The organism is Acinetobacter sp. CIP 102136 (genome assembly GCF_000369685.1).
Classification (GTDB): domain Bacteria; phylum Pseudomonadota; class Gammaproteobacteria; order Pseudomonadales; family Moraxellaceae; genus Acinetobacter; species Acinetobacter fasciculus.
In genome coordinates this window covers 547,436-569,919 of the sequence record NZ_KB850142.1, presented here as the reverse complement: position 1 = coordinate 569,919, position 22,484 = coordinate 547,436, and the positions used below count along the sequence as shown (strand labels likewise).

Here is a 22,484-nt window from a genome sequence, read left to right as displayed (position 1 = left end):
GAGGTGACAAAATGACATATCAATTTTTACAGCTCGAACAGCAGAATCAGGTGGCAACGGTTTGGATTAACCGTGCTGAACTGCACAATGCCTTTAATACTCAAGTCATTGAAGAACTGCATGCTTGCTTCCAGTCTTTAAATAACCGTGATGATGTACGCGTGGTGATTCTGGCGGGTCGTGGCAAAAGCTTCTCTGCGGGTGCGGATCTGAACTGGATGAAACAGGCCGGTCAGGCATCACAGGCAGACAATGAGGCGGATGCGCTCAAACTGGCAAAAATGCTGCAAAGTCTGGCGACCTTAAAACAGCCAACCATTGCCCGGGTACACGGCATTGCCTTTGGTGGCGGCATGGGGCTGGCCTCAGCCTGTGATATTTGTGTGGCCAGTACAGATGCCAAGTTTGCCACTTCCGAGGTTCGCTTAGGTCTGGCACCTTCGACCATCAGCCCGTATGTAATTCGTGCAATTGGTACACGTCAAGCTTCACGTTATTTCCTGACTGCCGAGCGGATTACTGCTGAACAGGCCAAAAGCATTGGTCTTGCGCATGAAGTCACTCCACCAGAACAGCTCGACAGCAAAATTGATGAAATTGTGGAAGCACTTTTACTTGGTGGTCCTGCCGCACAGAGCGCATCGAAACAGTTGATTCAACTGGTTGACCAACAGGTATTGACCGAAGATTTACTGCTTAAAACAGCACAGCATATTGCCCATATTCGCCAGGGAGATGAGGCGAAAAATGGACTGAATGCATTTTTGAACAAACAAAGCCCGGCTTGGATCAAGACCACGGCATAACAACGAGAAGGATCCTACAATGTTTGAGAAGATTTTAATTGCCAACCGTGGTGAAATTGCCTGCCGTGTGATTCGTACAGCGAAGAAATTAGGAATTGCCACCGTTGCCGTCTATTCCGATGCTGATGCGCAGGCACAACATGTGAAACTGGCCGATGAAGCGATCTATATTGGTGAATCGCCAGCAGCTCAAAGTTATTTGCAAATTGATCGCATTATTCAGGCAGCCAAAAACACTGGTGCCCAGGCGATTCACCCCGGTTATGGTTTCCTGTCCGAAAATGACCAGTTTGCCTTGGCCTGTCAGGACAACAATATTGTCTTTATTGGCCCGCCAGTCGATGCCATTCTGGCAATGGGTCTAAAGGCCACCTCTAAAGCGCTGATGGAAAAAGCCGGTGTGCCTCTAACCCCCGGCTATCATGGGACCAATCAGGATGCCGACTTCCTGAAACAGCAGGCAGACAATATTGGCTATCCGGTACTGATCAAGGCCAGTGCCGGTGGTGGCGGTAAAGGCATGCGTCTGGTGGAACGCAGCGAAGATTTTCTTAGCTCGCTTGCTTCATGTAAGAGTGAAGCACGTTCAAGTTTTGGCAATGAAGACGTTCTGATTGAACGTTATGTGATTCAGCCACGTCATATTGAAGTGCAAGTTTTTGGCGATACACATGGCAACTATGTACATCTGTTTGAGCGTGATTGTTCGGTACAACGTCGCCACCAGAAAGTGCTAGAAGAAGCGCCTGCACCAAAAATGCCAGAAGATAAACTGGAAGCGATGCGTCAGGCTGCGATTGATGCCGCTCGTGCAGTGAATTACGTTGGCGCCGGTACGGTAGAGTTTATTGTCGAGCAAGACGGTACGGCCTATTTCATGGAAATGAACACCCGCCTACAGGTTGAACATCCGGTGACTGAAATGATTACCGGACAGGATCTGGTAGAATGGCAACTGCGCGTAGCTTTTGGTGAACCTTTACCGAAGCAGCAGCATGAATTGCAGATTCACGGTCATGCGCTTGAAGCCCGTGTCTATGCTGAAGAGCCGGAAAAAGGTTTTATCCCGGCGATCGGTCAGATCAGCTACCTGCATTATCCGGAGCAAAGTGACTGTGTACGTGTCGATAGCGGTATTGTCGAAGGCGACGAGATCAGCACTTATTATGATCCGATGATTGCCAAACTGATTGTCTGGGGTAAAAATCGTGAAGCAGCCCTAACCCAGATGCACCATGCGCTGGGTCAGTTCCATGTCGATGGTCTGGGTAACAATATTGCTTTTCTAGATCGCCTGGTGCTGTGTGACTCGTTTAAAAATGCACATTTAGATACTGGCCTGATTCAGCGTGAAGAAGAATTTCTGCTCAAACCTTCTGCGGATATCCGTGCCGAACTGGTAGTTAGTGCCGCACTGATTGAACTTCTGTCACATCAGGCACAGAATCCCGTTCCAAGCAACCCGGTATGGCAGCAGCAAGCATTCTGGCGCTTAAACCAACAGAATAGTCATACAGTGCAATTACAACGCAATGGCATTAACCTGAAAATTCAGTTCAGCACCCAAGATCAAGGCTTTGTTGCCAGCTATAACGGTCAGCAAATTCAGATTCAGGGTCAACTCGTCGATGCCCATACTTTAGCCTTGCAACTGGCGGGTAAACAGCAAAAACTGGCTTTTAGCCAGAGTGAGCAAGGCATTACCCTGTTCCAGAATGGTCAAAGCTATAAGTTTAATTACTTGAAGTCTGATTTTAATAATCAGGATGAACAAGGCACGGAAAATAACCTGATCGCACCAATGCCAGGTGTCATTACCCAGGTGCTCGTGGCAGCCAATGACAAAGTCAAAAAAGATGATGTGCTGATGACGCTGGAAGCCATGAAGATCGAATACTCGATTCGCGCACCGCATGACGGCATCATCGCAAGCTCATATTTTCAGAAGGGTGATCAGGTTAAAGCCGGTGATGAACTGGTCGAGTTCCAGCCTCTGGCGGAGGAAGTGGCATGACGGATTTTGTCAAAATCGTAGAGGTCGGGCCACGCGATGGCCTGCAAAATGAAAAAATACCTTTGACATTGGATGACCGGAAAAACCTGATTCTGGACCTAATGAAAACCGGTCTGCAGTCCATCGAAGTCGGCTCCTGCGTTTCAGCCAAATGGGTACCGCGAATGGCAGACAGTGATGTGCTCTTTGCCAGCCTACCCCAAGATCCGAATATTCAGTTCAGTTTATTAACCCCAAACATGAAAGGTTTTGAATCGGCACTGGCTGTGGGTTGCAAGGAAGTGGCGGTATTTACTGCAGCTTCTGAAAGCTTTACCCGCAAAAACATCAACTGCTCGATTGATGAAAGCTTCGAGAAGTTTGCCGATGTCATGGCAGCAGCCAAAGCCAATGATATTAAGGTACGTGGCTATGTTTCCTGCATGGCGGACTGTCCTTATGAAGGTGCCATTGATCCGAAGCAGGTGGTCAAAGTCACCCAGCGTTTGCTGGAGATGGGCTGCTATGAAGTGTCATTGGGTGAAACCATTGGTACAGCAACACCGGATCGGGTGAAAAATGTCTGGGAGGCCTGTCTGGCTGAACTTGATACTAAAGTTTTGGCAGGCCATTTTCATAATACTTACGGCATGGCCATTGCCAATATTTACCAGTCTTTACTGCAAGGCATTCGGGTCTTTGATTCATCCATTGCCGGCCTAGGTGGTTGCCCTTATGCCAAAGGCGCTTCCGGCAATGTCTCAACTGAAGACCTGTATTACCTGCTCTCGAATATGGGCTTTCAAACCGGTATTCAGCTGGATGCCCTGATGCAGGCCAGCCGTAATATCAGTGAAGTCTTGCAGCGCAATAATCCATCCAATTATGCCAATGCCTATTGGCAAAAAGCCTGTGCTTGAAAATAAACTTGCTTGAGCAAAATGCTTTCAAGCAAGCCATAAGGATATAAGCAGCAGATTGAAGTCTGCTACAACAATAATAGAGGTGACAAGATGTCAAACAAGGTTTATGACAGCGCTCAATCCGCCTTAAAGGATGTGGTGCAAGATGGTCATACTCTGGCCGTTGGTGGTTTCGGCCTATGTGGTATTCCAGAAGCCCTGATTACAGCACTAAAAGAAACAGGTGCTAAGCAACTCACCTGTATTTCCAACAATGCCGGCGTAGACGGCTTCGGTCTCGGACTTCTGCTGGAAACCAAACAAATTAAAAAAATGATCTCCTCTTATGTGGGTGAGAATAAAGAGTTTGAACGTCAATATTTAAATGGCGAACTGGAAGTTGAGCTGACCCCACAGGGTACACTGGCAGAAAAATTACGTGCTGGCGGTGCCGGTATTCCGGCTTTTTATACGGCGACGGGTGTCGGAACCGTGATCGCTGAAGGTAAGGATGTCCGTGAATTTAATGGCAAGTCTTACATTCTGGAAGAATCTTTAACAGCTGATGTTGCTCTGGTTAAAGCCTATAAGGCCGATAAAGCCGGCAACCTGATTTTCCGTAAAACCGCCCAGAACTTTAATCCGGTCTGTGCCATGGCCGGCAAAATTACCATTGCTGAAGTCGAAGAGATTGTCGAAATTGGCGTGCTGGATCCAGATGAAATCCATCTTCCGGGAATTTATGTGAACCGGATAGTCGTGAATGCTCAACCGGAAAAACGTATTGAACAGATGACCTTAAAGGCGGAGGCTTGATCATGGCTTGGACACGTAATGAAATGGCGCAGCGCGCGGCACAAGAGCTTGAAGATGGTTTCTATGTCAATTTAGGGATTGGCCTGCCGACGCTAGTCGCAAATTATATTCCGGAAAATATCAATGTCTGGCTGCAATCGGAAAATGGTTTGCTGGGGATTGGTGAATTTCCAACCGAGGAAACTGTCGATGCCGACCTGATCAATGCCGGTAAACAGACGGTTACCGCGCGAAAAGGTGCTTCATTTTTCTCAAGTGCCGACTCCTTTGCCATGATCCGTGGTGGTCATGTCAATATCGCCATTCTGGGTGCTATGGAAGTGTCTGAAACTGGTGATCTGGCCAACTGGATGATTCCGGGCAAAAAGGTCAAAGGCATGGGCGGTGCCATGGATCTGGTCGCGGGTGTACAAAAAGTCGTGGTCTTAATGGAACACTGCGCCAAAGATGGTACACCGAAGATTGTACCGCAATGTAGCTTGCCGCTGACTGGTCAAGCTGTGGTCAACCGGATTATTACCGACCTCGGTGTACTGGATGTTAGTCCTGATGGAATTCGACTGGTTGAACTGGCACCAGAGGTCAGTTTTGAGGAGATTCAAAAAGTCACTGGGGTAGCGCTATTACGTAATGCTGCCTGATCCAGCCAGCCCTTAAGAATGAAGCATCTTAAGGGCTTTTTTATATATAGCCGTTTCATTTCAAAATAATAATCGCAGAATAAATGGATTTTAATCATGCAAACTCAACAAAATATTTTGCAGCGCTTCGCCTTGCGCGTCAGCGACTGGTCTGAAAAATGGTTTCCGGATTCTTATATTTTTGCCCTGCTCGGCGTCATCATTGTGGCGATTGCCGCTATCGGAATTGGTGCACCGGCACAGGATGTCGCGATTTCCTTTGGTGACGGCTTCTGGAGCCTGATTCCCTTTACCTTGCAGATGTGCATGCTGATCGTGGTCGGTTATGTGGTTTCGGTGTCCAAGCCTGTCCAGCTTCTGATCCAGAAAATGGCGCGCCTGCCACATTCCGGTCGTGGTGCGATTGTCCTGGTCGCCACGGTCAGCCTGTTAATTTCTCTGATTAATTGGGCCATGAGTACTGTACTGACTGCACTCCTAGTGATTGCACTGGCACAGCGTAAAGAGCTTAACATGGATTACCGCGCTGCTGCGGCTGCCGCGATTATCGGGATGGGTGCGACCTGGGCACTGGGCATCAGTTCTTCAGCTGCACAGTTACAGGCCAATAAAAGCAGTCTGCCTGAACCGATTTATAATCTGACGGGCGTGATTCCATTTACCGAAACCATTTTCCTGCCGCAATCCATGATCATGACGGCGGTACTGATTGTAGCTTCAATTGCGATTGCTTACTGGTCAGCACCTAAAGGGTCTGACATTAAAACCATTGAGCACTTCCCGATTCAGATTGAAGAAGAAAAACCGGAAGTATCTGCCGAAAAAAGACCGGGGGATTGGCTGGAAAATTCACCCATTTTAAGCATTCTGATTGTGATTCTGGGCGCAGTCTGGATGTTTAACGAATTTTCCAAAAGCAATCCGATTCTGGCCATTTCCAGCTTAAATACCTATAACTTTATCTTCCTGATTTTGGGCGTGGCCTTACACGGTACACCGCGAAATTTCCTGAATGCGGTATCCAAAGCCGTACCCGCCATTTCTGGGGTACTGATCCAGTTTCCACTGTATGGCAGTATTGCCTTTATGATGACCAATGCGCTAAACCCGGCCGATCTGTCATTGTCACATTACATTGCCGAGTTCTTTGTTTCCATTGCCTCGCAGGAAACCTTTGCCATCGTGATGGGACTCTATTCAGCGATTCTGGGCTTCTTTATTCCTTCTGGCGGTGGAAAATGGATTATCGAAGCACCCTATGTGATGCAGGCTGCACATGACTTGAAAGTGCATCTGGGCTGGTCAGTGCAGATTTATAATGCAGCAGAAGCCTTGCCGAATCTGATTAATCCATTCTTTATGTTGCCGATGCTGGGTATCCTGAAATTAAAAGCCAAAGATGTGATTGGATTTACGGTGACCCAGTTGATTTTCCATCTGCCTTTGGTACTGTTCCTGCTATGGTTCCTTGGTCGGACATTGACTTATAGCCCGCCGGTATTTTCTTAATTTAAGATAATAAAAAAGGACGAAGATTCGTCCTTTTTCATTTAGGCTGCTCTCTTAATTTCCTGTCTTCTCAACTACACCTTCATCATCTACTTCACGTACAATTCCCGTTTCGGTATTCACGACCTCAAAGGTCACGCGACGATTCTGAAACTGTCCGGCAGGTGTGGCATTGGGTTCAACCGGCTGATCCTCTCCCATGCCAACTGCCTGTAACTGTGCAGGATTGACCCCTTTTCCAACGAGATAACTGGTAATCGCTTGAGCTCGTTGCACAGACAGCACCTTATTTTCTGCTTCACTACCCTGAGCATCGGCATGTCCTGTAACCTTCAGAATGACATGCGGTGCTCGTTGCAATAATGCAGCAGCCTGATCCAGCACCAATTTATTGACCTCGGGAACTTCAGTCGATGCCGTATCAAAATTAATGATCTGTAAATTCAGTGCAGTCGCCACATCCAGCGCTTTAACATTATCGGTCTTGATACTGGCCAAGGCTTGTTCTGCCTCACTATTGGCGGTATTAATCACGTCACTTCTATTGAGCGGCTGCTGGGTCACCACTGTGACATTTTTGGCCAGACTACGAATTTGTGCTGCCAGACGCTCGGCCTCTGCATTGGTTGCTGCACGCACTGAAACCTGATTGCCAATCCAGTCGAGTGACACATTTGGCATTCCTTGGATGGTTCTCAAAACAGTTGGAATGGTATCCTGATCGGTGAATTCTGAATGGTAGACCTCACTGCTCAGCGCACCACAACCAATATTATAATTAAAGATCTGTTTGATCTCATTTTGTAGAATTTCCATAAACTGCGGATTATTCAGCTGTAATTGGCAACTGACAATTTCGCCATTGCTACCAGTACTCAATCGCAAGGATGCAGGCTGAGCTGCGGCAACTTTGCTCGTTGCCTGGGTATTTGAATCTTCAACATCATCCTGCATACAGCTACGAACCAGAAACAGGATCAAACCCGCCAAGATCAGAAAAATAATAAACGGCCATAAAAAGCCGGTTTTTCTCTCTTCCTGAACAATAATGGTCTGCTCCGCCAATACAGGCTCCTGATTTAAATTTTGCCCTGCCAAGGGTGAAACTCCTAGCGCTGCCAGAATAGGTCCAGCCCAAACGGGTAATGCGCGCTGAATCGAATCGGCGTGGGTTTCCAGCAAATGGCTAATCGCTTCCGGACTTGAAGCACCCGCTTCGGTCTGTAAAAAATTCATAGTCGGTACAATTGACCGGTTCAAGGTATGCTCTATTTCATCTTGTGGCGCGCTCTGATCCACTTGATCCAGAAACTGCTGCTTGAGTGCCGGATTTGCATTGAATAATTCATGAATTTTTGGATTAAGTTGCTGACCAAGATTCTCAATCCAGGCGGGACGTGAACGTAATATACTTAAAAATATGGGATAGAATTGAGCCAAAGCTTGATCTTTGGCAAATAAATGCTCGGTTTCACCTTGAAGCACAATCGCCGTAACATCGCTTTTTAAGCGTTCTATAAAGTCTATATTCATAATCGTCACCATTCTTTTGATTTTTCTAATGTTTAATATTTAATCAGTGTAACGATCCCCATTTTTTGAAAATGTAAATAATTGTATGAATATCATAAAGTTTCACTGTTTTTGTTGAGTACTCATTTTACCAACATAAAATTTAAAAAATAAAAAAAGCCAGCCGAAGCTGACTTTTATAAAATTGGGATCATTTAAGCAGCAAAAGTTTGAACCACTTTACCCAGCACTTTTTGATTAATGAGCGGGGTATTTTTACCTTGTGACACGATGCTTTCTTTATTCAGGGTCCATTCCAGTTCCGGATCTAGCAGCACCCAGCCTGATTCATTTATCCATCGATCTGCCATTTGTGCAACACGTGCCGGAGCTAAGGTTACTTTTTCCACCCATTCCAGTGGGGTCAACAAACCCTCACGAATCAGTTGCAGACCAAAAGGCACATAGGTATCAAAAGCAGTGAAACCTGGCTGCGTTTCAGCAAACGGCGCCATTTTCGCAGAGCTGCTCAGCGGTTCATGATGAGTACAAATCGCATCAATCACACCTGATTTTACACCCTGACGCAGTAATTCTTTATCCTGCTCAGAACGGAGTGGCGGACGTACATGTGCAAGAGAGTTAAATCCATCAATCAAATGATCGGTCAAATGTAACTGATGCATCGCTACATCACAGGTCACCGGTAAGCCTTTTTCCTTGGCAATACGGATCAATTCGACTGATGCACCACAAGACAACAGACCGAAGTGTGCACGTACATGGGTTGCTTCAATCATCAACAGATATTTGGCAATCGCCACGGTTTCAGCCAGTGCCGGAATCATCGGCAAGCCCTGACGTGAAGCAATAAAGCCTTCATGCACACAGCCGTCTTTGGCAATTTGTGGTTCTTCTGCATAGAACACCACCGTCAAGTCTAAACCTGCAGCATATTCAAGTGTACGTAATACCACATCATCATTGGCAAACGGCGCACTGGCATTGGAAACCGCAGTACAACCGCCCTTTTTCAAGCCCGCCATATTTGCCGGTTGTTGACCATTTAAGCCTTGGGTTTGCGCACCAATCACTTGAAGATAGATCCCACCATCCAGCATGGCTTTTTCGACCAGACCATGAATCAGCGCACCATTATCTTGTACGATTGGCTTTGAATCGGGTGGCGTAAATACGTGCAAAATGCCATTTTCACGTGCCGCTTTTCCTTCAGACTTAAGCGTACCGTGTTGCTGTTGACCCGGTTCACGTAAACGCGCACACAAATCGACCATGGTTGGCATTAACCATTTGCCTTGACCATCAATCGTTTCAAAGACGTCTGCTGTTTCTGCAACGAATTTACCATTTTCCAGATACACGGTCTGGATAGAATTAGTGTTTTGGATCGGATCAAGAACACGGACATTTTCAATTTTTACAATAGTCATGACTTATTCCTTAACCCGCAATCGCTTCAATCAAACCTTGTTCTTGTAACTGGCCTTGCATCGATAAAGCCAACACCGCCATACGCACGGCAATACCATTGGTCACCTGCTTCAAAATCACAGATTGCGGACCATCCGCAATACTTGAGTCGATTTCAACGCCGCGGTTCATTGGTCCCGGATGCATCACGATACAATCCGGTTTGGCCATGGCAAGACGTTCTTTATTCAAGCCATACATTTTGTAGAACTCTGCTTGCGAGGCCAGTGCCGGAGAATCAATACGCTCGTTTTGAATACGTAAGGTAATGATCACGTCGCAGTCTTTGATGCCGTCTTCCATATTGTTAAATAGACGAACACCATCGCCATATTCTTCAAAACCCAATGGCAGCAAGGTATTCGGTGCAATCACCCGGATATCCTGGCAACCTAAAGTTTGCAAGGCAGCCACATCTGAACGCGCGACACGTGAATGCTTGATATCGCCAATAATGGCAATCGACATTTCTTCGAATTTTTTATTGGTTTCGCGGCGAATGGTCAGCATGTCCAGCATCGCTTGAGTCGGATGCGCATGACGGCCATCACCGGCATTAATAATTGCCACTGTTGGACAGACATCCTTGGCAATAAAATGCGCTGCCCCTGAAGATGAATGACGCACCACGAAAATATCGGCCGCCATGGCTTCCAGATTCCATAAGGTGTCACGCAGGGTTTCACCTTTGGAAGTACTCGAACGGGCAATATCGATATTGAGAACGTTGGCAGAAAGGCGCTTGGCAGCGGCTTCAAAGGTGGTGCGGGTACGGGTTGAATTTTCGAAGAACAGGTTCATCACCGTTTTGCCTTCGAGCAAATTATTGGTGATCAGCTGATTTTGGTCATTAAAAAAGGACTGTGCAGTGTCCAATATTTTTGTCAGGGTTTCTTTAGAAAGACCTTCGATGGTCAAGAAGTGTTTTAGATTACCTTCTTTATTGAGTTGAATCTGGCTCGGTGTATGCAATGCCGCCAAGTGCATGAGAGATTCCTTATGCGTTAAGTCAACATATTATACAGAGATTGGCGAATTTTTATAGTTGGCCATGCTGCTACTTGTACAAAAAGCATCTGAACAATAAAAACAAAAAATCAGATTCCTTTGTATTTTTTCAATAACATAATTTAACCCGATTTGCATCTTGCTGATTTTAAGTACAAAACCAACGGGCGCTTCAGTCTGGAGCATTCACACCCATCTCAGGTTTAACGCAGTGCACCAATATACCGATGTGACACCTGTGCACGATAGATATCGTCTTCATCCGGTTCGACCGAGATCAGCCCTTCCTGCTGGATCGGATGTGCAGATTCTGTTTGTGAGTCTTGTGCTGTTTCAGAAATCTCCAGTACCATTTTGAGGCGCTGGATCAGATGATTCAAATCTGGATCCTGGGTTTGCTCTGCCAGTTGAATCACATGCCGGGCATAATCCAGGTTCTCTGCCAGATAAATTGCATCAATTACCCGACCGGAAACCCGTCGTAAACGTGCATAAATTAAAGTGGCCACTGAAAAAGCGTCATGGTTGCGTAACTGATTCTCTAACATCTTAACCCCCATTATAAAATTGAAAAATCAGGCAGCCATCGCTCCCCATCGACTGACCGCCTGATTTGCCATGTATAGAGCAAAATGCATACCAGTTCCTCAATTTATAGTGTGAATATTATTTTTCTCTATCACATGCCACGGCCTTTCAGAGAATTTCAAAAGCTTTCAATATAAAAATACGGTAAACTTAGCGCAGTTTTTTATTTATCTTTTTTGGTCTCTCTATTATATGAATACCTCTCCACGTTTAAGCAATTATTGGGTCACCTGTGCCGATGGTCTGGAAACCTTATTAGAAGAAGAAATACAAGGCTTAGGTGTTCAGAATATTGAGCGTTTTCCAGGCCGTTTAACCTTTAAAGGTACACTGGAAAATGCTTATCGTATCTGCATGTGGTCACGTCTGGCTTCACGTGTCTTGATGCCGATCCACACGCATGAAATTGAATTTTCTCATGATGCGCGTGATGTGGCAGAAGAACTCTATGAAGGGGCTCTCAGCTTTGACTGGTCGCTGATTTTTGCACCACAAAGTACCTTTGCGATTCGTTTGCATGTCGAACGTGATATCAAGGTCAATACCCAGTTTGCGACTTTACGTGCCAAAGATGGTGTCGTAGATTCCTTTATGGAAGCCGTAGGCAAACGTCCAAGCATTGATACCAAACAGCCTGAAATTACCATGTATATTCTGGCAGGCAAGAAAGAACATACTTACTGCCTGGACCTGTCTGGCGACTCTTTGCATAAACGCGGTTATCGCCGCTTTATGACTGACGCCCCAATCAAGGAAAACCTGGCCGCTGCGATTCTGCAAAAAGGTGGTTTAAAAGCGTTAAATCCGGACATCATTGTCGATCCAATGTGTGGTTCAGGTACCTTTATTATTGAATCCCTAATGATTTTGACCGACCGTGCACCGGGTCTGGTCCGTCGTTTCGGTTTTAATGGCTGGAATGGCCATGACCATGAACTGTGGATGAGCATCAAGGCCGAAGCTGCTGAACGTCATCAAGCGGCAATGGAAAATCCATTACCACAATTCTATGCCTTCGATGCGGACTGGGAAGCGGTTAAAGCCACCAGACAAAATATTATCGCGGCGGGTTTTGAAGCTGCTCTCGACAATATCATGATCGAAGAACGGACTTTAAATGACTGGCCTGATTTCCATGCAGAAGGCAAGAAAGTATTCTTCGTGACCAACCCGCCATATGGCGAACGTCTCGGCGATAAAGCGCAAAACCGTTCTTTATACCTGGGTTTATCGGCTTTATTGCAAAAGAATTTCCCGAATCAAAAAGCGGCTGTGATTGCCTCCCAAGTGGAACAGGCCGATGTGCTAGCGTTCAATGATCCGCAAATCCTGCGTTTGATGAATGGTAAATTGCCGATCTATATCCGCTTCGGTACGGTTAAACCGGCCGCAGTGGTACGTCCATTCCTAGAAAGCTGGCAGCCTCAGCAGTTTGAACCGATTGAAGGTGCGATGGAATTTGCCAACCGTCTGACCAAAAATATGCAAGCTCTAAAAAAATGGGCAGTCAAGGAACAGATCCATTGTTTACGTCTCTATGATGCAGATTTACCTGATTTTAACGTCGCAGTAGATCTGTATGGCGAGCGTTTGCATGTACAAGAATATGCGCCACCTAAAACTATTGATCCGGAAAAAGCCAAAAAACGTTTCAACCTGGCCTTACAGGCAATTCGTGCCGTGACCGGTTTGGGCCGTGATGCGATCTTTATCAAGACCCGTGCACGTCAGGAAGGTAAAAACCAGTACACCAAACAAAGTACAGCATCCAAGCGTTTTATCGTTCAGGAAGGTCAAGCCAAGATTCTGGTCAACCTGACCGATTATCTGGATACCGGTCTGTTTCTGGATCACCGTCAAATGCGTTTACGTATTGCACGTGAAGCAAAAGGCAAACACTTCCTGAACCTGTACAGCTATACCTCAACGGCAAGTTTACATGCTGCTTTGGGTGGTGCTGCAAGTACAACCAGCGTCGATCTGTCGAATACTTATTTGAACTGGTCTAAAGAAAATTTTGTTCTGAACGGCTTAACCGTGGATCATGCGGATGAACAGCATCAGTTCTTTGCCTCTGACTGTTTCGAATGGCTAAAAGAAGGTCATGAGCAATATGAGCTGATCTTTATCGACCCACCAACCTTCTCAAACTCGAAGAAATTCTACGGGACCTTTGACGTACAGCGCGACCATTTGTCCCTGTTAAAACGTGCGATGAACCGCTTAACCACTGATGGTACCTTGTATTTCTCAAATAACTATCGTGGTTTTGAGATGGATGAAGAAATTCTGGCCTTCTTTGATGTTGAAGAAATTACCCAGGAAACCATTGGACCTGACTTCAAGCGGAATCAAAAGATTCACCGTGCCTGGAAAATCCGTCATCCGCAAGTGTAATTTGATGATGAATTAACTGTCTTTATCACGATTGATATCTTCTTTATTTTCCCTGAGCTGAGTTTTAAGCCATGCTTTAAAGCTCGCCGCAACAAGAATACAAAAGTGTTGCAATGCTCGAAGTTAAAAATAAGATTAAAAAAAACCCAGCCTAGGCTGGGTTTTTTGTTGCAAGGAGAAGCGGTTTAGTTAAGTTTCATTTTTTCAAAGATTAACTCACCTGCTTCAGCTTTCACCAGAATGGTATCGCCCGGCTGGAATTCTCCGCCCAGGATTTTCTGCGCCAGACCATTTTCAATCCGCTGCTGGATTGCACGTTTCAGTGGACGTGCTCCATACAATGGATCAAAGCCAGCATCGATTAACTGATCGAAGGCAGTATCGTCTACCGACAAGCGCATATCGCGTTCTGCCAGACGTTGACGTAAACGGTTCAACTGGATATCGGCAATACCGCGAATCTGGTCTTTTTCCAGCGCATGGAACACTACCAGTTCATCAATACGGTTGATAAATTCCGGACGGAAATGTTCCGATACCGCATTCATCACCACCGTACGGACTTCTTCTTTAGTGGCATTACCGCCCAATTCACGTACATCCTGCGAACCCAGGTTCGAAGTCATGACGATCACAGAGTTTTTAAAGTCCACTACCCGGCCTTGCGAGTCAGTTAAACGGCCATCATCCAGTACCTGTAGCAAGATGTTAAATACGTCCGAATGCGCTTTTTCGACTTCATCAAACAAGATCACACTATACGGTTTACGACGTACGGCTTCAGTAAGCACCCCACCTTCTTCATAACCGACATAGCCCGGAGGCGCACCAACCAAACGGCTGACCGAATGTTTTTCCATAAATTCTGACATATCGATACGCACCATGGCATCGTCGCTGTCAAACAGGAAGTTCGCTAAGGCTTTGGTCAATTCTGTTTTACCCACACCCGTTGGCCCCAGGAACAGGAATGATCCACTTGGACGGTTCGGATCTGACAGACCGGCACGTGAACGGCGCACCGCATTAGACACCGCAACTACGGCTTCATCTTGCCCTACCACACGGTTATGCAGAAATTCTTCCATATGTAGAAGTTTGTCACGCTCGCCTTGCAGCATTTTCGCAACCGGAATACCGGTCGCAGCACTCACTACTTCAGCAATTTCATTGTCGGTGACTTTGTTACGCAGCAATTTTGGCGTTGCGCTTTCATCGGCTTTTTCAGCCAGTTCAAGCTGCTTTTGCAACTCTGGTATCACGCCATATTGCAAACGCGCGGCCTCGCCCAGATCACCTTCACGTTGCGCTTTTTCAAGTGCTGTACGTGCCTGATCCAGTTTGATCTGTACGTCTTTATTGCCTTCGACCAGCGCTTTATCTGCACGCCAGACTTCTTCCAGGTCATGATACTCTTTTTCAACTGTGGCGATCTGATCGGACAAGTATTGAATCTCAGCTTTGGCACCTGAGTCTTCATCTTTTTTCACCGCTTCCAGCTGCATTTTTAACTGAATCAGACGGCGTTCCAGTTTATCTAAAGCTTCTGGCTTAGAATCGAGTTCCATTTTGATGCGCGATGCTGCTTCATCAATCAGGTCAATGGCTTTATCCGGCAACTGACGGTCGGTGATATAACGGTGTGACATTTTCGCAGCAGCAATAATGGCTGAATCCAGAATCTGTACCCCGTGATGGGTCGCATAGCGATCTTTCAGACCACGCAGAATCGCAATGGTATCTTCCACGCTTGGCTCATCCACCAGCACTTTCTGGAAACGACGTTCCAGCGCTGCATCTTTTTCAATATACTGACGATATTCATCCAGTGTGGTGGCACCGACACAGCGCAGTTCGCCACGGGCCAGCGCAGGTTTAAGCATATTGCCGGCATCCATCGCGCCATCACCTTTACCAGCACCCACCAGGGTATGCAACTCGTCGATAAACAGGATGATTTCGCCTTCGTGTTTGGCAATATCTTTCAGAACGGCTTTTAAGCGCTCTTCAAACTCACCGCGGTATTTGGCACCGGCCAGCAAAGAACCCAGATCTAGAGATAAAACACGTTTCCCTTTGAGTCCTTCAGGCACTTCACCATTAATAATCCGCTGCGCCAGACCTTCGACGATTGCAGTTTTACCGACCCCTGGCTCACCGATGAGTACCGGGTTATTTTTGGTACGGCGTGATAAGACCTGAATGGTACGGCGGATTTCATCATCACGGCCAATCACAGGATCAAGCTTGCCTGCCAACGCACGTTCAGTTAAATCAATGGTGTACTTATTCAGTGAATCACGCTGATCTTCATGATTATTGCTCATGACTTTTTCATCGCCTCGAAATTGATTAATCACTTGGCCTAAAGTCTCTGCCTTTACGCCAATACTATTTAATAAGGTTTTGGTATTTCCGGTTTCTGCCAGCGCCAACAGCACCCAATCCGTAGATAAAAACTCATCTCCGGCTTTTTGCGCAAAGCTGTCTGCCAGATGCAATACTTTTGCCGCTTCAGGACTGAGGTTGATATCTGCTGATGGATTGGTCAGGGTTGCCGCATTGCTCAATGCTGTTTGCAGCTTGGTTTGTAGCTCACGCAGATTAGCACCGGCCTGTTGCAGCAGGCTGACATTGGATGCTTCATCCATCAAGGTGGCCAAGATATGGATCCCATCAATGGAGGTATGATCCTTACTCATGGCCAGCGATTGTGCATCGGAAAGGGTTTGCTGCAGGCGATTGGTAAATTTTTCAAAACGCATTCTTGTTATTCCTCACAACAAATTTTCTACTTGATGGATATATGGGTGCACTTGATAAAATTTCAAATCATTTTTATATATTTTTCAAAAACTTAATTTATATTAGAAGACAAATATCAGTAATAATATTGGTATATATAAAGCAGATTTCAAGAGCGCCAAATAGAATTTTTATCTGCTTGTTCAGATGACCTGTATTGAATTTCCTTTCTGATCAATGAAGACGACTTAAATGTGTCGCATCCGTTCCAGAACATCGATTACTTGGCTGAATCCTTGCGGCGTTTGGATCAGCCTACGTGGTAACTGATCATCTAGAGAGCGATTGGGTGAATTGATAAAAAGGCGCATTACTTCAAAATCGCCACCAGCAAGCTTAAACAATTGCTGATAATAAAGCGAGTGCCTGTTTTCCTTCACTCGTATGCGGAGCTAAATCATCCATTTGCACAAGCGATAATACCTCTTGCTCCGGGACGCCGAGAATGGCAGCAAGTTCCGATTGCGTAAGCTGTAATTGCTCGGCTATTCGACTCGTGGCTTTCACTAATACTGTAGTTGGTAATGTCGTGGCTTCTGGATTCATTTTTTAAAGCTCATCTTCTTATGTTCATTTGATTATGCCGTTTTTAATTTCTGACATCTAGGTTGTGTGGACTCAACTTTGTTAATTCTTAAAATAAAAACACCCTCATAGGAGGGTGCATTTCAATCAGCACAAAGTTAAGGTGCAGGGTTCGGCTGCTGACGGTGAATATCTTCAATAGCTTTAAGAATTTCTTCTGATAGATCGATTTCAAATGCCTGAATATTTTCTTTCAGCTGATCCAGATTGGTCGCACCGATAATGGTACTGGTCACAAAGAACTGCTGCTTGATAAAGGCCAAAGCCAATTGGGTAAGACTTAAGCCATGCTGTTCTGCCAGCTGGGCATATTGCTCGGTTGCCCATTCACTTTGCGGATTGCTATAACGGCTAAAGCGGGAGAACAGTGTTACACGCGCATTGGCAGGACGTGCACCATGCCGGAATTTACCGGTCAGATAACCAAATGCCAAAGGTGAATACGCCAACAAGCCCACACCTTCATAATGGGCAATTTCTGACATGCCGATTTCATAAGTACGGTTCAGCAGGTTATATGGGTTTTGTACACTGACAAATTTGGACAAACCTAATTTCTCTGCGAGGTGCAGAAATTTCATCGTGCCCCACGGGGTTTCATTGGAAAGACCAATATAACGGATACGGCCTTTTTTAATTTCATCCTGCAAGGCGGTCAGGGTTTCTTCGAGATCTGTCACGGTACGGTCTTCTGCCGCTTCAGCATTGCCATAACCCAGCTTGCCAAAGAAATTGGTTAGGCGTTGCGGCCAGTGCAGCTGATACAGGTCAATATAATCCGTTTGCAGGCGTGACAATGACTGGTCAATTGCTGCTGAAATTTCATCGGCAACGAAACGGGTTTTACCATCCCGGATATGGCTACCACCTTGCGAGGGTCCGGCAATTTTTGAGGCTAAAAAAAGTTTGTCACGGCCACCACGGGCAGCGATCCAGTTCCCGATAATACGCTCGGTAGCACCCTGCGTTTCAGGTTTTGGCGGTACCGGGTACATTTCCGCAGTATCCCAGAAATACACTCCCTGATCTAAAGCATAATCCAGTTGCTGAAAAGCCTGTTCTTGTGTGTTCTGCTCACCAAAGGTCATGGTGCCCAAACAAATTTCTGGCAAAAAAATGCCGGTATCCGCCAATGGTCTGAATTGCATAAAAACATCCTGTGAATTTTATTCAGTGAATTGAGATCAAGTGGGCTATAGCCTATCGGAATTATAAGGGAGACTTAAATCATCTTTTCTGAGAAGCTTGTTCTAAATTTTTATGTATTGAGTAATGACGCATAAAAAAAGCAAATCCGAAGATTTGCTTTTTAATATCTGGATTATTCGTCTATGGCACCATCTGCCACTGCTTCAGATGCTTCTTCTAATGAAGCATCAAAGATCAGGATGGCTTTACCATCGGTTTCGATCATGCCCTGCTCTTCCAGGGTTTTTAGTACACGTCCGACCATTTCGCGGGAACAGCCAACAATGCGACCAATTTCCTGACGGGTAATACGAATCTGACGGCCATTCGGCAAAATCATCGCTTCTGGCTGTGAAGACAGGTCGATCAGACAACGTGCAATCCGGCCTGAAACATCAATAAATGCCAGATCAGTGACTTTACGTGTGGTATTTTTCAAGCGGCGTACTAATTGAGCAAATACCGCATAGCTCAGATCAGGATATTGCTTGCTGATTTCGTGAAAGTTTTCATAGGTAATTTCGGCAATTTCACACACATCACGCGTACGAACTTCCGCAGTACGTTGTGGATTAACCTCGAATAGACCCATTTCCCCAAAGAAGTCACCCGCATTTAAATAAGCCACGACAATTTCACGATCATCATCTTCACGAAGAATGATAGATACAGACCCCTTCAGAATTAAATATAAAGATTTAGATTCTGATCCTGCATCAATGATCGTGGTACGTTTTGGATAACGATTAATATATGCACGTTTTAACAGTGCTTTCACGGATTCTGGTAATTGCCCCGGAGAAAGCGCATCAGTGCTTAATTGTGAAAAGTTTGAAGTCATGCTAACAGTTCCGATTATGGATAATTTATAGATCGCACAAGACCTAATGTGAACTTGTCACACAGTGGGATTGAAATTCCGTATCAACCCAATTTATGTTAGTGTACAGTTACTTGACAAATTTATAGCTTTTTTTAGGTAGTTGCAATGCAAACAAGCGTTCATTGGTTAGAGAATGTTGCTTTTGAAGCAAAAACTCAAAGTGGTCATAGCCTTATCATGGATGGTTCAGCTGAATACGGTGGTGAAAACCGTGGTCCCCGTCCTATGGAACTGCTTTTAACGGGTCTGGGCGGTTGTGCGTCTTTTGATATTGTTACCATTTTAAAGAAGGCTCGTCAGGATATTACCGATGTACGCTGCGAATTAAAGGCTGAACGTGCAGATACAATTCCGGCAGTATTCACGAAAATTCACTTGCATTTTGTAGTGACCGGCAAAGCGATTAAAGAGAAACAGGTCGCAAAAGCCGTAGAACTTTCTGCTGAAAAATATTGCTCTGCCAGCAAAATGCTGTCTGATGGCGGTGTTGAAATCACCCATGATTATGAAATAATCGAAGCAGAATAAAATCTAGATTCTGTAAAAAAAGCGGCTGGAAAAGCTGCTTTTTTTGTATCAGAAAATTGCCTTTTCTCAGAACCGCTGAACTGAATACTGATTGCCATCTTCAAAGCTCAAGATATTTTCTGGAAATCTTAAGGCGCCGAGTCGATGTCTGAACGCGACACCCTGTTGACGATCGAGATAGCGTTTACCCACTGAATAATCCACACAAAATACGTTTTGTTGCTGTCCATACCATTGCAGTGCATCGATCGATTTGAGTAAACCGGTTTTTTCTTCAGTAGATTTAAAGTTCCGCCAATAATGTCCAGTAATGACTGGAATTTGGTCGGTATAGCTGTCCCACCATGGCACGCGGTCGATCATCCGCCACCTTCCACCGGCATAAATCGGTTCTAAGGCGATTTTTTCCGCACCAGAAGTAATGACCCGAATCGGATTGTGCATTTGCTCACGTAGCTCTTTTTCTGCGAGATGTTGCAATAAAGGTAAAGTTGCAGCCGGGTCTTTGAACTGGTGTTGGTAGCGTTGCTGCTCTATCTGGATGAATTCATTAATACCTAAGGCTTGCAGATCCAGCGCTGTATGTTGAACGAAATCAGCATAGGCTTCGCCAAGCGAAGTAAAACCAGAATTGCGTAATTGATCAATTGATCCTTGATGCCAACAGGCATGTACAACACGCAGCTGCTCCGACTCCAAGGCCAACGGTAAGCTATTTAAAAAATCCAGAATCCATTGTCGATCTTTGATTGAGGCTTGGATCGAATCAAAAGGTTTCAGATCATCCTGATGCGGTGAACCAAAAAACCAGCCATTGCCTTCCCGCAAAGTATCGGTCAATAGGTTCAATTCATGATTACCCATCACACATTGTGCATAGCCTTCATCTACCAGCTGTTTGACGCATTTGATCACCGCAACACTGTCTTGCCCCCGGTCACATAGATCACCGACAAAAATTAGTTTGCGCTGTTCTGGATGATGACCATTCCGGTCATAACCTAATACCTGGATCAGTTGTTCCAGCGCGGCAATCTCACCATGAATATCCCCCACGATGTCCACGGGACCAGTGAAAGCCTGCTGTATAAATGAGTACTTCATTTATGCATCCTGAATTAAGTCTAAAACAGAATATATCCCTAATAAGTATCCTTTAAATTTATGAAGATCTGAATACAGAATGAATCATCATTTAAATAATTTAACCCGAATCACGGATAAGAAATTGACTTGAAAAATAAGAGGACTAGAGCCATCAGTTGAGTTACCAAACCAAACTCACAACTCTAGTCCTGATGTTCAATAGTACCGATTCTGCTTAATTGATGATTTCTTTCTTAAATTTGAAGCAACTTATTGGAAGTTCCTCAAACAAAGTCATCATTCTCTAAGAATCAGAAATGCTCAGCTCACAATTTCAGAAATCTGCTTTATCACCATTTGGTACAAATGTTCTCATTTCAATAATTTCAAAGCCTTTTTTACATGGCTAAAGCTGGATAAAAGCTTTTTATTTAAGCACTTGCCTTGCTGCCAACGCATGATTCACTTGATCAATAGGCATGAATTAGCACTACATGCCCTGTATGTAGCTTTGATGAAAGGCAAAGATAAACAATACTTATAGATTGATTCAACAACGCTACCTGTTTGTAAAAATCAACGTATTCAATGCCATAAATCATTAGCCCAAATCGCATCACGTGGCAAAAGTTCTATGGGTTGGTTTTATGGCTGTAAATTACATATCGTGATGAACCAATTTGGTGAAATTAGTTGTTCTGCTTTATCGAATGGACATGTTGCTGACATAAAAATGGTTGAGCAATTGGTTGATGGTTTTGCATCGCTTCAAACAGTTCATTTACGCTGACTTCCTGAATCCGGCTTTTTGCATTCTGGATCAATTGCTCTGCAGTTTTCATCATTTTCATTCTTCCTCGGCCATTAAAATTATATTTTGTATAAACGATGCTCAGGTAGATTGAAAGCGTTTGAGTTTAAATTTACAACTGGCTATTTAGCCCATGAGCGCTGAATAGATTAAATACATCGCCACCCCAACCACGGTAGTGGCAAATATTTTCTGTACCTTGTTACTGTCAATCCGCTGCATCAGACTGCGTCCAATTAACATCCCGACAATACAGGCCAGGACAAAGGTCAGCGTAACCGAAACAGGATATTGAAAGCCATCCAGCACGTGTGTAGAAATACTGACCCCACCAATCAGGAAAATAACCATCAGGGAAGTCGCAACGATACTGCGCATATCAAGGTCGGTGAATTTACGCAGGGCTGGAACAATTACAAAACCACCCCCACCCCCAACAGACCGGTTAATAAACCTGCCACAACACCAATACCTGCTAGGAACGAAGCAGTTTTGACATTCCAGATCAGACGACCGGTCGATTGATTGACCTTGCACGGTGCATTGCCATGATCGGTCACTTTATTAAAAAAGATCCGGTAAGCCACGATCAGCATGACCAGACTGAAAGCCAGCGTCAGCCAGACCGGAGAAACGATATCGGCCAGATGCACGCCATAACGCGCTGTAGGAATACTAATGAGAGCAATCCAGAGGGCAGCGCGATAACGTACAATACGCTTGAACAAACCCTCGAACGTTCCGACCAAGGCCGACAGCGTGACCGCAAGCAATCCCACCGGCGCAGCCTGGGCCACCGTCCAACCCTGGGTCGTCATCAGTGCAGGTACAGCCAGAATACCGCCACCGGCACCGGTCAAACCCAATAGCACTCCGATAACTAGCCCTTCAAGTATTAATGCCCACATCGCCCTCTCCCTTATCCACAAAAATGA

18 protein-coding genes and 2 pseudogenes are annotated in these 22,484 nt (G+C 45.4%); 9 read left to right on the top strand and 11 right to left on the bottom strand.

Annotated features, from left to right (window positions below; genetic code table 11):
- Positions 1–11 precede the first annotated feature (11 nt).
- The 6 genes from F893_RS08150 to F893_RS08125 all read left to right on the top strand — a co-directional run bounded on the left by F893_RS08150 (position 12) and on the right by F893_RS08125 (position 6,667).
- Positions 12–806, top strand: a complete 795-nt coding sequence (locus tag F893_RS08150; protein ID WP_004280123.1) for an enoyl-CoA hydratase/isomerase family protein — start codon at positions 12–14, stop codon at positions 804–806.
- Positions 807–825: 19 nt separating this feature from the next.
- On the top strand, positions 826–2,820 hold the full coding sequence (locus tag F893_RS08145) for an acetyl/propionyl/methylcrotonyl-CoA carboxylase subunit alpha (protein ID WP_004280124.1): 1,995 nt from the start codon (positions 826–828) through the stop codon (positions 2,818–2,820).
- A complete protein-coding gene (locus F893_RS08140; RefSeq protein WP_005251439.1) occupies positions 2,817–3,719 on the top strand; it encodes a hydroxymethylglutaryl-CoA lyase in 903 nt (300 codons plus the stop codon). Before F893_RS08145 ends, F893_RS08140 begins: the two co-directional genes overlap by 4 nt.
- A gap of 93 nt (positions 3,720–3,812) precedes the next feature.
- Entirely contained in the window at positions 3,813–4,517 is a 705-nt protein-coding gene (locus F893_RS08135; protein WP_005251436.1) for a CoA transferase subunit A, read from the top strand.
- Between the two features lie 2 nt (positions 4,518–4,519).
- Positions 4,520–5,158, top strand: a complete 639-nt coding sequence (locus tag F893_RS08130) for a CoA transferase subunit B (protein ID WP_005104503.1) — start codon at positions 4,520–4,522, stop codon at positions 5,156–5,158.
- A 96-nt stretch (positions 5,159–5,254) separates the two neighbouring features.
- Positions 5,255–6,667, top strand: coding sequence for a short-chain fatty acid transporter (locus F893_RS08125; protein WP_004646585.1), 1,413 nt, complete (start codon positions 5,255–5,257; stop codon positions 6,665–6,667).
- A gap of 54 nt (positions 6,668–6,721) precedes the next feature.
- On the opposite strand, the gene F893_RS08120 is transcribed toward F893_RS08125, so the two are convergent.
- The 4 genes from F893_RS08120 to F893_RS08105 all read right to left on the bottom strand — a co-directional run bounded on the left by F893_RS08120 (position 6,722) and on the right by F893_RS08105 (position 11,226).
- Entirely contained in the window at positions 6,722–8,212 is a 1,491-nt protein-coding gene (locus F893_RS08120; protein ID WP_005251434.1) for an OmpA family protein, read from the bottom strand.
- Positions 8,213–8,394: 182 nt separating this feature from the next.
- Positions 8,395–9,630: a dihydroorotase gene (locus tag F893_RS08115; protein WP_005251432.1), complete on the bottom strand. Its 1,236-nt coding sequence runs from the start codon at positions 9,628–9,630 to the stop codon at positions 8,395–8,397.
- Between the two features lie 10 nt (positions 9,631–9,640).
- Positions 9,641–10,657: an aspartate carbamoyltransferase catalytic subunit gene (locus F893_RS08110; protein WP_004280134.1), complete on the bottom strand. Its 1,017-nt coding sequence runs from the start codon at positions 10,655–10,657 to the stop codon at positions 9,641–9,643.
- Positions 10,658–10,881: 224 nt separating this feature from the next.
- Positions 10,882–11,226, bottom strand: coding sequence for a hypothetical protein (locus F893_RS08105; protein ID WP_005251424.1), 345 nt, complete (start codon positions 11,224–11,226; stop codon positions 10,882–10,884).
- A 232-nt stretch (positions 11,227–11,458) separates the two neighbouring features.
- On the opposite strand from F893_RS08105, the gene rlmKL reads away from it, so the two are divergent.
- Positions 11,459–13,663, top strand: a complete 2,205-nt coding sequence (rlmKL, locus tag F893_RS08100) for a bifunctional 23S rRNA (guanine(2069)-N(7))-methyltransferase RlmK/23S rRNA (guanine(2445)-N(2))-methyltransferase RlmL (RefSeq protein ID WP_004280136.1) — start codon at positions 11,459–11,461, stop codon at positions 13,661–13,663.
- Positions 13,664–13,848: 185 nt separating this feature from the next.
- Here rlmKL and clpB read toward each other — a convergent pair whose 3' ends face one another.
- The 5 genes from clpB to crp all read right to left on the bottom strand — a co-directional run bounded on the left by clpB (position 13,849) and on the right by crp (position 19,082).
- Positions 13,849–16,428 carry an ATP-dependent chaperone ClpB gene (gene clpB / locus F893_RS08095; RefSeq protein ID WP_005251422.1) on the bottom strand — a complete coding sequence of 860 codons (2,580 nt, stop codon included), beginning with the start codon at positions 16,426–16,428 and terminating at the stop codon, positions 13,849–13,851.
- 228 nt (positions 16,429–16,656) lie between these two features.
- The gene (locus F893_RS18385) at positions 16,657–16,779 is read right to left on the bottom strand and encodes an MbcA/ParS/Xre antitoxin family protein (RefSeq protein WP_243474838.1); all 123 of its coding nucleotides are present in this window, start codon (positions 16,777–16,779) and stop codon (positions 16,657–16,659) included.
- A 25-nt stretch (positions 16,780–16,804) separates the two neighbouring features.
- On the bottom strand, positions 16,805–17,014 hold the full coding sequence (locus tag F893_RS18280; RefSeq protein WP_005107328.1) for an antitoxin Xre-like helix-turn-helix domain-containing protein: 210 nt from the start codon (positions 17,012–17,014) through the stop codon (positions 16,805–16,807).
- 137 nt (positions 17,015–17,151) lie between these two features.
- Positions 17,152–18,201, bottom strand: coding sequence for an NADP(H)-dependent aldo-keto reductase (locus tag F893_RS08085; protein WP_005251420.1), 1,050 nt, complete (start codon positions 18,199–18,201; stop codon positions 17,152–17,154).
- Between the two features lie 173 nt (positions 18,202–18,374).
- Positions 18,375–19,082, bottom strand: a complete 708-nt coding sequence (gene crp / locus F893_RS08080; protein ID WP_004280141.1) for a cAMP-activated global transcriptional regulator CRP — start codon at positions 19,080–19,082, stop codon at positions 18,375–18,377.
- A gap of 147 nt (positions 19,083–19,229) precedes the next feature.
- Here crp and F893_RS08075 point away from each other — a divergent pair, with 147 nt between their 5' ends.
- Positions 19,230–19,652: an OsmC family protein gene (locus F893_RS08075; RefSeq protein ID WP_004280142.1), complete on the top strand. Its 423-nt coding sequence runs from the start codon at positions 19,230–19,232 to the stop codon at positions 19,650–19,652.
- Between the two features lie 66 nt (positions 19,653–19,718).
- On the opposite strand, the gene F893_RS08070 is transcribed toward F893_RS08075, so the two are convergent.
- Positions 19,719–20,756 carry a metallophosphoesterase gene (locus tag F893_RS08070; RefSeq protein ID WP_004646578.1) on the bottom strand — a complete coding sequence of 346 codons (1,038 nt, stop codon included), beginning with the start codon at positions 20,754–20,756 and terminating at the stop codon, positions 19,719–19,721.
- A 220-nt stretch (positions 20,757–20,976) separates the two neighbouring features.
- On the opposite strand from F893_RS08070, the pseudogene F893_RS17435 reads away from it, so the two are divergent.
- Positions 20,977–21,507 (top strand): annotated as a pseudogene (locus F893_RS17435) (transposase); the annotation flags it as partial.
- Between the two features lie 168 nt (positions 21,508–21,675).
- Here the strand turns inward: F893_RS17435 and F893_RS08065 are convergent.
- Positions 21,676–22,457, bottom strand: a pseudogene (locus F893_RS08065) (sulfite exporter TauE/SafE family protein).
- Positions 22,458–22,484 lie beyond the last annotated feature (27 nt).